Origin of the sequence: Streptomyces sp. Y7, from assembly GCF_043195415.1 — a bacterium.
Taxonomy (GTDB): Bacteria; Actinomycetota; Actinomycetes; order Streptomycetales; family Streptomycetaceae; genus Streptomyces.
Map to the genome: position 1 here is coordinate 56372 of NZ_JBIDDQ010000029.1, position 11295 is coordinate 67666.

Here is an 11295-nt window from a genome sequence, read left to right on the forward strand (position 1 = left end):
TCCCGGTGCCCGTCGTACTTACTGGGGAGTCAACTTACTCATGCGTAGCTGAAGGTCAATGCTTGTGACGGCGCTCAGTCACGGCCCGTGAGGTCGCCGGCCCGGCGGATCGCGTCGGCCAGGTCGCGTACGTCCCTGTCCTCGGTGGTGTCCGCCAACTCGTCCGCGTGTTCGGCCAGTTCACCGAAGTGCGGGGAGCCGGGCAGCGCGCTCCAGCGGTCGTCCCCGAGTCGCAGCGCGTCGGCGAAGTACGCGGCCGTGGCCGTGACCTGGAAGCGAGAGCTCGCGCTCCAGACGGAGTCCCCGAGCGACCCGCTCTCCAGCCGCCCGGACTCCTCGTGCGGTGCCCGCGTGCTCGGGTCCAGCCAGCGGACGCTCGCCGTGGCGAGGTGCCCCTCGGCGCCGGGCTCGGTGCGCACGGCGTACAGGGCCGTCACCGTGTGGCCGGGGCCGATCTCGCCGCCGTCGACACTGTCGTCGCGGAAGTCCTCGTCGGCGACCTGCCGGTTGTCGTAGCCGATGAGCCGGAACTCGGAGACCGTCGCCGGGTCGAAGGCGACCTGGGCCTTGGCGTCGCGGGCGGTGAGGTCGATGTTGCGCGGGAGGTCCTCGCAGAAGACCTCGCGGCCGTCCTCGGAGGACGAGACGTAGGCCGTGTGCCCGTCGCCCTTGTCGGCGAGGCGTTCCATCAGGGCGTCGCCGTAGTCGCTGCCGACGCCCACGCCGAACAGGGTGATGCCGTGCTCGCGGCGCTCGGAGCCGATGCGTTCGAGGATGGTGTCCGCGTCGGTGTCGCCGGTGTTGGCCAGGGCGTCGGAGACCAGCACCACCCGGTTCGTGGCGCCCTCCCGCAGTCCGTCCACGGCCGTCTCGTAGCCCGTCTCCACGCCCGCGCCGAGGTTGGTGGAGTCCGTGGGTTCCAGGCCGTCGATCGCGTCGTGGACCTCGCCCCGGCCCTCGCCGAGACGCGTCATCGGCAGCACCCGCTCCGCCTCGTCGCTGAAGGTGACGATCGCGACCGAGTCGTCGTCGCGCAGCCGGTCCGTCATCACGCCGAGGGACTCCTTGGCGAGGTCGAGGCGGCCGGGCTCGGCCATGGAGCCGGAGATGTCGATGACGAAGGTCAGGGCGGCCGGCGGGCGCTCGCCGGGGTCGGCGGCGGGCCGGGTGGCGAGCCCCACGCGGACCAGGGACCAGTCCTCGCGGTCGGTGCGGGCGCCGTCGACGGTGACCGAGAAGCCGTTGCCGTCGGGACGGTCGTAGTCCTGGCGGAAGCTGTTGACGAACTCCTCGGGGCGGACCGTCGTGGGGTCGGGCAGCCGGCCGTCGGCGAGGGTGCGGCGGGCGTAGCCGTAGGAGGCCGTGTCGACGTCCAGGGCGAAGGTGGAGAGGTGGTCGGGGGCCGGCGCGAACTCCCGGGACTCCGCGCCGGAGTCGTCGCCGTTCTTCTGCTCGCCGGTGCCACCGGTACTGCCGCCGTCGGTGTGGCCGGGGGCGGGGGCCGGGCGGCCGCTGGGGTAGCTGCTGTTGTCGGCGGAGGAGTGGTCGCCGTCGCCCGCACCGCAGCCGGTGAGCAGCAGACCGGCTGCCGCGGTCAGCGCGAGGATTCCCCGCAGGCTTCGTATCCGGTGTTGCTGCATCTTCCGTGCCCCCTGGGTCCGTTGACGTCGACTTTCTGTGACTGTGACGGGCCAGGGGGCCGGAACGTGCGCTACGGAGCGTTGCGGATGAGTCTCGAATGAGGCACGGGGGACGCCTGTCGAGACCGGTGGGTGATCTTCCGTTGACCTAGGACACGACGTCCTTGCGCGCGAAACCGCGGAAGGCCAGCGCGAACAGGACCAGGGCGTACGTTATGGAAATCGCCGTCCCCTGGATCATGCCGGACCACTCGGGAGTGGGCTGGACCGCGTCCGCCCAGGCGAACTGCCAGTGCGCGGGCAGGAAGTGACGCCAGTCGCCGAGCGCGGTCACCGCGTCCAGGACGTTGCCGACGATGGTCAGGCCGACGGCGCCGCCGACCGCGCCGAGCGGGGCGTCCGTCTTGGTGGACAGCCAGAACGCCAGCCCCGCGGTGACCAGTTGCGACACGAAGATGAACGCCACGATCACCACCAGGCGCTGCGCGGCCGTCCCGGGGTCGATCGAGCCGCCGGTGGGGATCTGGAGGGGACCCCAGCCGTAGGCGGCCGTGCCCACGGCCAGCGCGACCACGGGCAGCAGGATCATCGCCGCGAGGCTGAGCCCGAGGCCCACCACGAGCTTGGACCACAGCAGCCGGGCCCGGGGCACGGGCGCCGCCAGCAGATAGCGCAGGGAGGACCAGCTGGCCTCCGAGGCCACGGTGTCCCCGCAGAACAGGGCGACGGGGATGACCAGCAGGAAGCCCGCGGAGACGAACAGGTTCACGGCGGCGAAGTTGGCGCCGGACGCGGTGGCCGTGTCCATCAGGGTGATCCGGTTGCCGCCGCCGTCCGGCTCGCCGCCGATCGCGAACGCGGCGACCAGCACGAACGGCAGCACGGCCAGGATGCCGAACATGACCAGCGTGCGGCGCCGCTTCAGCTGGCGGATCAGCTCGACCCGCAGCGGCAGCGTACGGCCCGCCCGGTAGCCGGAGGCGACCTCGGTGCGCTCGGTGAGCGTGCTCATGCGGAGCCTCCGATCAGGGTGAGGAAGGCGTCTTCCAGTCGGCGGTGCGGGCCGACCGACTGGACGGGCACTTCGAGGCGGACGAGTTCGGCGACCAGGCGGGCGGCGCTGCCGTCGGCGTCGAGCCGGACGAGCAGCCCGTCGTCGGTGCGCACGGCCGAGGCCACGCCCGGCAGGGCGGCGACCTTGTCGACGACCGGCTCCTCCACGGCCGCGGGCGTGCCCACGAGCAGCGTGTCGCCGGAGCCGACGATCTCGCCGACCGGACCGGCCTGCACGAGCCGGCCGCGGTCCATCACCACGAGGTGGGTGCAGGACTGCTCGACCTCCGCCAGGAGATGGCTGGAGACGATGACCGTGCGGCCGGCCGCCGCGTAGCGGATCATCACCTGGCGCATCTCGCGGATCTGCGGCGGGTCGAGACCGTTGGTCGGCTCGTCCAGGATCAGCAGGTCCGGCAGGCCCAGCATGGCCTGCGCGATGGCCAGTCGCTGGCGCATGCCCTGGGAGTACGTGCGTACCGCGCGGGCCAGCGCGTCACCGAGGCCGGCGATCTCCAGGGCCTCGTCGAGGTGCGCGTCCTCGGTCGGGCGGCCGGTGGCCTGCCAGTACAGCTCCAGGTTCTCCCGGCCCGACAGGTGCGGCAGGAAGCCCGCGCCCTCGACGAAGGCGCCGACCCGGGACAGGACAGGCGCGCCGGGGCGGATGGCGTGGCCGAAGACCCGGATCTCACCGGCGTCCGGCTTGATCAGGCCCATCAGCATGCGCAGGGTCGTCGTCTTGCCCGCGCCGTTCGGGCCGAGCAGTCCGAGGACCTGGCCCTTCTCCACGCGGAAGGCCAGATCCCGTACCGCGTACCGGTCCGGCGAGCCCGCGTACCGCTTGCTCAGGTCGGTGATCTGCAGCGGGACCTCGGCCAGCCCGGGGTCGGGCGGCGGCGTGGCGGTGCGGCGGCGGGCCGTCAGCAGCAGGGCCAGGGCGACGCCCGCGCCGGCGAGCGGCAGCCACCACACCCAGGACGGGAGCGGGGCGGCGGCGGTGCCCACGCCGGGTGCCGTCGGAACCGTCAGATCGCTCTTCAGGGAGACGGTGTACGTCGCCGGGGAGACCGGTGAGGCGTAGCCGAGGTCCGTGGAGGAGACGACCAGGCGCAGCCGGTGGCCGCTCTCGATGTCGTGGTCGATGGCCGGGAGCGTGATCGTCACGTCCTTGCCGGCCTTGGCGTCCTCGACGCGCAGGGGTGTGACGAGCTGGGACGGCAGCACCTGCTGCCGGCCGTCCGGGCCGACGTCGTAGACCTTGGCGAAGACGACGGCGTCCTCGCTGCTCGACTTCACGTGCACGGTGGCCTTCGGGGAGCCGGTGACGCGCAGGACGCCGGGGACCGGCGCCGACTCGAAGGCGGCGAACTGGCCCGGGAAGTCCAGGGACACCCCGACGCCGAGCGAGGAGAGCTGGGCGAGGCCGCCGGACCCGCCGAGTCCGGGCAGGGCGGAGACGGCGGGCGGGCTGGCGCCGGCCGGGTTGGCGAAGCTCTGCTCGCCGCCGGTGAGGCGGAAGGACTTCGGGCCGCTCTCCAGGCCGGGGTAGGAGTCGGCGCTCGCGCCCCGCAGCAGGGCCTGCCCGTCGGTGGAGTCGACGCCTCCGGTGCGGGTGACGCGGAAGGCCGGGCCGGTGTCGGCGCCCTGGTCGCCCTTGAGGTAGCGGTCGAACCAGGACTGGACGCGGGCCTGGATGCGGTCCGTCTCCATGTCGCCGCCGTCGTGGCCGCCGGAGATCCAGTCGACGTCGACGGGGGCGCCGTTGGCCTTGATCGCCTTGGCTGCCTGGTCGGCCTGGCCGAGCGGGAAGAGGGAGTCGGACTGTCCCTGCATCAGCAGGGTCGGCACCTTGATGCGGTCGCCGACGGCCGACGGCGAGCGCTCCTCCAGCATGCTGCGGGCCTGCGCGTCGGGGACGCCGGACTCGGCGACCCGGTCGTACATCGCGCAGATCTGCTTCTCGAACTTCTCGCAGCCGCCCGCGGAGTTGACGAAGATGCCCGCCCAGAGCTTCTTGAACACGCCGTTCGGGAACAGCGCGTCGGCGAGGTTCCAGTAGGTGATCGCCGGGGCGATGGCGTCCACGCGGTCGTCGTGGCCGGCGGCCAGCAGGGAGATCGCGCCGCCGTAGGAGCCGCCCGCCATGCCGACGCGCGGGTCACCGGTCTTGTCGAGTTCGACCTGGGGCTGCTTCGCGAGCCAGTCGAGCAGCCGGGAGACGTCGGCGACCTCGCCCTTCGGATCGTTGAGCCCGACCTCGCCGGTCGACTTCCCGAAGCCGCGGGCCGACCAGGTCAGGACGGCGTATCCGTCCCGGGCCAGGTCCTCGGCCTGCTGCCGTACGTCGTCCTTGCTGCCGCCGAAGCCGTGCGCGAGGAGGACGGCCGGGCGGCGGCCGCTGTCGGCGGCCGTGAAGTACGAGGTGTCGACGCGCACCCCGTCGCCCATGTCCATGACCCGGTCGGCGCGGCGCACGGTGGGCCCGTCGTCGTCGGCCGACGCGACCGTCCACGTACCGGCACCGGCTATGACGACGACAGCGGCCGCGGCGGCCAGCAGCCGCCGCGGTCCCCGTAGTGCGCGGAGCCCGGGCAATCGAAGATCCATGGTTCAACGGTACGGGGCGAACCTGTCGGCAGGTTATCTACCGGAGGCCGAACCGCCACCCCTCCCACGGAAGTACGAGCCGCCTCCCGCGTACACCAGCCGTGGTACGAAGGCACATGGACATCCGCCGGGCCACGACCCCTGCCGAAGTCGCCGCCGCAGAGCACCTCTTCGATCACCCGGTGCGCCCCGCATGGGCCGAGCGGTTCCTCGGGACCACGGGTCACCACCTCCTGGTGGCCTACGTCGACGGCGAGCCGGTGGGTTTTGTCAGCGGCGTCGAGACCGTGCACCCCGACAAGGGCGCGGAGATGTTCCTGTACGAGCTGGGCGTGGGCGAGCCCTACCGGCGGCGGGGCATCGGGCGGGCGCTGGTGCGGCAGCTCGACGCGCTGGGCCGGGGGCTCGGGTGCTACGGGATGTGGGTGCTGATCGAGGCCGGGGACGAGGTCGCCCTCGCCACCTACCGGAGTGCGGGTGGCAAGGGCGACGGGGCGTGCTCGGTCATCACGTGGGACTTCCACTGACGGTCAGGTGCGCGCGTCCTCCGGGAGCGTCACCAGCCAGCGGGTGTCGCGGCGCGGGCGCAGGTACAGGGCCCAGTAGAGGGTGGCGGCGGCCGTGATGCCGCCGGTCCACAGCAGATGCGCGGTCTCCTGCTGGGTGAGGATGTAGCCGAGGACCACGATCAGCAGGACGGGCATCGCGGGCCACAGCGGCATCCGCCAGGCGCGGGTGTGCCGGTGCGCGCCGCGCCGGGCGAGCAGGGCCGCGACCGCGACGAGCAGGTACATGCCGGTCACGGAGACGCCCGTGACGCCGTACAGGGTGTCGAGGTTGACGAAGCACAGGGCGGCGCCGGGCACGCCGACCGCGAGGGTGGCGACCCACGGGGAGCCGAAGCGGCCGAGCTTGGCGAGCACGTCGTTGACCGGTCGGGGCCAGGCCTTGTCGCGGGCGGAGGCGAACAGCACGCGGGAGTTCTGGATGACCATGACGATGCCCGCGTTGATGATCGCGAGGGCCACGCAGAGGCTGACGAAGGTGCCGACCGCGGTGTTGGACCAGGCGGTGACCATGGCGGAGAGGTCGCCGCCGGTCAGCTCCTGGAGGTCCGAGGCGCCGAGGGTGACCGCGACGACCGGCACCAGGATGATCACGGCGGAGATGCCGAGGGTGGCCAGCACGGTGCGGGCGACGTTGCGGCGCGGGTTCTCCAGCTCCTCGGAGAGGTAGACGGCGGTGGAGAAGCCCTGGGTGACGAAGAGGGCGATGGCGAGCCCGGAGACGACCAGCAGGCCCGTCACGGCATCGGCACGGCCGTCGGCGCCGGCCACCTCCATCGAGACCAGGCTCGCGGGGCCGCGCTCGGCGTGGGCGAAGCCCAGCACCGCCACGACGGCCGCGGCGATGACCTCCAGGACCAGGAAGACGCCGGTGATCCAGGCGTTCGCGCGCAGGTCCAGCAGGCCGGCGAGGGTGGCGAGGAGCATCACGCCGGCGCCGGTCATCGCGGGGTCGAGGTGCACGATCGGGGCGAGGTAGTCGGCGGTGCCCATCGCGATCACCGGCGGGACGACCATGACGACCAGCAGGGAGAGCACGAACACGAGCCAGCCCGCGAGCCGTCCGGCGAGCGTGGAGACCATCGCGTACTCGCCGCCCGCGCTGGGGATGAGGGTGCCCAGCTCCGAGTAGCAGAACGCCACGGCGACGCACAGCAGCGAGCCGATGGCGATGGTGAGGGCGGTGGCGGTGCCGAGCGAGCCGAACAGGTCGGGGACGACCACGAACAGGGTGGAGGCGGGGGTCACGCAGGAGAGCGTGAGCAGGGTGCCGCCGACCACGCCGATGGAGCGCTTGAGCTTGCGGGGGCCGTCCGACGCCTCGACTGCGGCGCCCTCGACGGGGGTGAGGGTGTCGGTCACGAGGGGGATGCAACATCGACGGAAACCATCGCGTCAATGGGTGTTCACCTACGGAATCCGTGGCCGAAGACCCTCCTTTCGCGCGTTAACGTCGCGTCAAGGCCGCTTCCAGGGCGGCTCGGCACGGGTGCGGGAACCGCAGCGCGGGCGCACAAAAAAATGGGGCCGTCCGCGATGCGGACGGCCCCGGAAGCCGGCGTCAGTGGTTGCGCGGGAAGCCCAGGTCGACGCCGGAGGGGGCGTCGGCCGGGTCGGGCCAGCGGGTGGTGACGACCTTGCCGCGGGTGTAGAAGTGCGTGCCGTCGTTGCCGTAGATGTGGTGGTCGCCGAAGAGCGAGTCCTTCCAGCCGCCGAAGCTGTGGTAGCCGACGGGGACCGGGATCGGGACGTTCACGCCGACCATGCCGGCCTCGATCTCCAGCTGGAAGCGGCGGGCGGCGCCGCCGTCCCGGGTGAAGATCGCGGTGCCGTTGCCGAACGGCGAGGCGTTGATGAGGGCCACGCCGTCCTCGTACGTCTCGGCGCGCAGCACGCACAGCACCGGGCCGAAGATCTCGTCCTGGTACGCCTTCGCGGACGTCGGCACCTTGTCGAGCAGCGAGATGCCGATCCAGTGGCCGTCCTCGAAGCCGTCGACGGTGTAGCCGGTGCCGTCGAGGACCACCTCGGCGCCCTCGGCCGCGGCGCCGGTGACGTAGGAGGCCACCTTGTCGCGGTGGACGGCGGTGATCAGCGGGCCCATCTCGGAGGTCGGGTCGTTGCCGGGACCGATCTTGATCTTCTCGGCGCGCTCGCGGATCTTCTCCACCAGCTCGTCACCGATCGCCCCGACCGCGACGACCGCGGAGATGGCCATGCAGCGCTCGCCCGCGGAGCCGTAGGCGGCCGACACGGCGGCGTCGGCGGCCGCGTCCAGGTCGGCGTCCGGCAGGACCAGCATGTGGTTCTTGGCGCCGCCGAGGGCCTGGACGCGCTTGTGGTTGGCGGAGGCGGTGGTGTGGATGTAGCGGGCGATCGGCGTCGAGCCGACGAACGACACCGCCTTGACGTCGGGGTGCTCCAGGAGCCGGTCGACGGCCACCTTGTCGCCGTGCACGACGTTGAAGACGCCGTCCGGCAGGCCGGCCTCGGCGAGCAGCTCGGCGATCTTGATCGACGCCGACGGGTCCTTCTCGGACGGCTTGAGCACGAAGGTGTTGCCGCATGCGATGGCCATCGGGAACATCCACATCGGCACCATCGCCGGGAAGTTGAACGGCGTGATGCCCGCGACGACACCGAGCGGCTGCCGGATCGACGAGACGTCGACGCGGCTCGCGACCTGCGTCGACAGCTCGCCCTTCAGCTGCACGCTGATGCCGCACGCCAGGTCGACGATCTCCAGACCGCGGGCGACCTCGCCGAGGGCGTCGGAGTGCACCTTGCCGTGCTCGGCGGTGATCAGCTCGGCGATGGCGTCCCGGTTGGCGTCCAGCAGCGCGCGGAACTTGAACAGGATCGAGGTGCGCTGGGCCAGCGAGGACTGGCCCCAGGTCAGGTACGCCTCCTTGGCGGCCGCGACCGCCGCGTCCACCTCGTCGACCGAGGCGAAGGCGACCTTCGTGGTGACGGCGCCGGTGGCCGGGTCGGTGACCGGCCCGTACGTGCCCGACGCGCCTTCGGCGGTCTTGCCGCCGATCCAGTGGTTGACGATCTTCGTCATGACCGGTTACTCCTTCGTTCAGGTCCGCCTCACGATGTCCCGCCGGTCATGCGGGCCGACCTGCTTTTCTGCCGGGGGTCCGGGGGTTGTCCCCCGGGAGATTCAGCACAGATGGCGGCGTCGGGTCGAGACGTGCCGTTCGTACAGCTCACGTGCCTTGACCGCCGACGGTCGGGTCGCGGTCTCGGCCACGGGAACATCCCACCAGGCCTGTGCGGGCGGCGGGCCCGACACTGTGTCTGCCGTTTGGGTCTCGACGTAGACACATGTGGGAGTGTCGGCCTCGCGGGCCTCGGCGAGCGCCTCCCGCAGATCGCTGACGGTCTTCGCGCGCAGCACCCGCATGCCCAGGCTCGCGGCGTTGGCGGCCAGGTCGACGGGGAGCGGGGCACCGGTGAAGGTGCCGTCGTCCGCGCGGTGGCGGTAGGCGGTGCCGAAGCGCTCGGCGCCCGTCTCCTCCGACAGTCCGCCGATGGACGCGTACCCGTGGTTCTGCACGAGCACCACCTTGATCGCGACGCCCTCCTGCACGGCGGTCACGATCTCCGTCGGCATCATCAGATAGGTGCCGTCACCGACCAGCGCCCACACGTGGCGCTCGGGCGCGGCCAGTTTCACGCCGATCGCGGCCGGGATCTCGTAGCCCATGCAGGAGTAGCCGTACTCCAGGTGGTACTGGTCCCGTGAGCGGGCCCGCCACAGTTTGTGCAGGTCGCCGGGGAGGGAGCCGGCCGCGTTGATGATCACGTCCGACTCGTCGACGAGCGCGTCCAGGGCGCCGAGCACCTGCGGCTGCGTCGGCCGGACATCGGGTTCGTCGGCCTCGTAGCAGGCGTCGACGCGCTGCTCCCAGCGTTCCTTGTCCTCGGTGTACTCGGCGATGTACGAGGCGGCCGCCCGGTGGGCGTGCAGGTCCAGGGCCGCGGTCAGTTCCATCAGGCCGCTGCGGGCGTCCGCGATCAGCGGCATCCCGGCGAGCTTGTGGCCGTCGTGGGGCGCGATGTTGAGGTTGAGGAAGCGGACGTCCGGGTTCGCGAAGAGGGTGCCGGAGGCGGTGGTGAAGTCGGTGTAGCGGGTGCCGACGCCGATCACCAGGTCCGCGGTGCGGGCGAGTTCGTCGGCGGTGGCGGTGCCGGTGTGGCCGATGCCGCCGACGTCCTGGGGGTGGTCGAAGCGCAGGGAGCCCTTGCCGGCCTGGGTGGAGGCGACGGGGATGCGGGTGACCTCCGCGAACTCGGCGAGGGCCGCCTCGGCGCGGCTGTGGTGGACGCCGCCGCCCGCGACGACCAGGGGCCTGCGGGCGGACCGGACGGCCCGGACGGCCTCGGCGAGTTCGGTGGGGTCGGCGCCCGGCCTGCGGACCACCCAGGTGCGCTCGGCGAAGAACGCGTCGGGCCAGTCGTACGCCTCGGCCTGCACGTCCTGCGGGAGCGCCAGCGTCACCGCGCCGGTCTCGACGGGGTCGGTGAGCACCCGCATCGCATTGAGGGCGGACGGGATCAGGGCCTCGGGGCGGGTGATCCGGTCGAAGTACCTCGACACCGGGCGCAGACAGTCGTTGACCGACACATCGCCCGCGTAGGGCACTTCGAGCTGCTGGAGGACGGGGTCGGCGGGGCGGGCGGCGAAGACGTCGCCCGGCAGCAGCAGGACCGGGAGGTGATTGATGGTCGCGAGGGCGGCGCCGGTGACGAGGTTGGTCGCGCCGGGGCCGATGGAGGTGGTGACGGCGTGGGTGGACAGGCGGTTCGACTGGCGGGCGTAGCCGACCGCCGCGTGCACCATCGCCTGTTCGTTGCGGCCCTGGTGGTACGGCATGTCGTCGCCGTACTCGACCAGCGCCTGGCCGATCCCGGCGACGTTGCCGTGGCCGAAGATGCCCCAGGTGGCGCCGATCAGGCGGTGGCGTGCCCCGTCGCGCTCGGTGTACTGGGCGGACAGGAAGCGGACAAGCGCCTGTGCGACCGTCAGCCTCGTCGTTGAGGTCATCGGTAACCCCCTGTGCTTTCTGGGTGGGCCGAGGAGAAGCGGATCCGCCTCTGTCTTACGGCTCCGCGGCCCCGTCCGACTCGATGGTGCAGGTGGGGGACCTCCGGCGCGGGGCCGTAGCGGGCGGGGAGTCTTCGCTCGCACTTCGCTCCTGCCAAAGCAAAGCGGCCTCCCGCGCCGGAGGCGTTCTGGGCCCGGGCGTCACGGGGTGCGTGGGTGAAGTCGGCGACTCCACTGAATACGCTGTCCGTGCCCGGGAGTCGGTACTTCTCGTTCCCGATGTCCACGGTGCACCCGCCGTTCAGCGGAGGCACGATCCATTCACTGTCGCCGGTGGTGCCCTTCGGGACGCAGGGTCCGCTGCCCGTCCCGGCGT

At 72.0% G+C, this 11295-nt stretch carries 7 protein-coding genes and 1 pseudogene; 1 reads left to right on the forward strand and 7 read right to left on the reverse strand.

The genetic code is table 11. The features are described 5' to 3' along the window. Positions 1–74: 74 nt before the first annotated feature. The 3 genes from ACGFW6_RS38815 to ACGFW6_RS38825 form a co-directional block, all read right to left on the reverse strand. Complete coding sequence (locus ACGFW6_RS38815) at positions 75–1640, reverse strand: von Willebrand factor type A domain-containing protein (protein WP_393520948.1); 1566 nt, start codon at positions 1638–1640, stop codon at positions 75–77. A gap of 148 nt (positions 1641–1788) precedes the next feature. Continuing rightward, the gene (locus ACGFW6_RS38820; protein WP_393520950.1) at positions 1789–2652 is read right to left on the reverse strand and encodes an ABC transporter permease; all 864 of its coding nucleotides are present in this window, start codon (positions 2650–2652) and stop codon (positions 1789–1791) included. Beyond that, the gene (locus ACGFW6_RS38825) at positions 2649–5300 is read right to left on the reverse strand and encodes a CocE/NonD family hydrolase (protein ID WP_393520952.1); all 2652 of its coding nucleotides are present in this window, start codon (positions 5298–5300) and stop codon (positions 2649–2651) included. Before ACGFW6_RS38825 ends, ACGFW6_RS38820 begins: the two co-directional genes overlap by 4 nt. A gap of 35 nt (positions 5301–5335) precedes the next feature. On the opposite strand from ACGFW6_RS38825, the gene ACGFW6_RS38830 reads away from it, so the two are divergent. Further along, positions 5336–5827, forward strand: coding sequence for a GNAT family N-acetyltransferase (locus ACGFW6_RS38830; RefSeq protein ID WP_393521024.1), 492 nt, complete (start codon positions 5336–5338; stop codon positions 5825–5827). Positions 5828–5830: 3 nt separating this feature from the next. Here ACGFW6_RS38830 and ACGFW6_RS38835 read toward each other — a convergent pair whose 3' ends face one another. The 4 genes and pseudogenes from ACGFW6_RS38835 to ACGFW6_RS38850 all read right to left on the reverse strand — a co-directional run. Then, the gene (locus tag ACGFW6_RS38835) at positions 5831–7228 is read right to left on the reverse strand and encodes an APC family permease (protein ID WP_393520954.1); all 1398 of its coding nucleotides are present in this window, start codon (positions 7226–7228) and stop codon (positions 5831–5833) included. 199 nt (positions 7229–7427) lie between these two features. Continuing rightward, a complete protein-coding gene (mmsA, locus tag ACGFW6_RS38840; RefSeq protein ID WP_393520956.1) occupies positions 7428–8930 on the reverse strand; it encodes a CoA-acylating methylmalonate-semialdehyde dehydrogenase in 1503 nt (500 codons plus the stop codon). A gap of 102 nt (positions 8931–9032) precedes the next feature. Beyond that, positions 9033–10919 carry a 3D-(3,5/4)-trihydroxycyclohexane-1,2-dione acylhydrolase (decyclizing) gene (iolD, locus tag ACGFW6_RS38845; RefSeq protein WP_393520958.1) on the reverse strand — a complete coding sequence of 629 codons (1887 nt, stop codon included), beginning with the start codon at positions 10917–10919 and terminating at the stop codon, positions 9033–9035. 26 nt (positions 10920–10945) lie between these two features. Continuing rightward, positions 10946–11257, reverse strand: a pseudogene (locus ACGFW6_RS38850) (5-deoxy-glucuronate isomerase); the annotation flags it as partial. Positions 11258–11295: the final 38 nt, after the last annotated feature.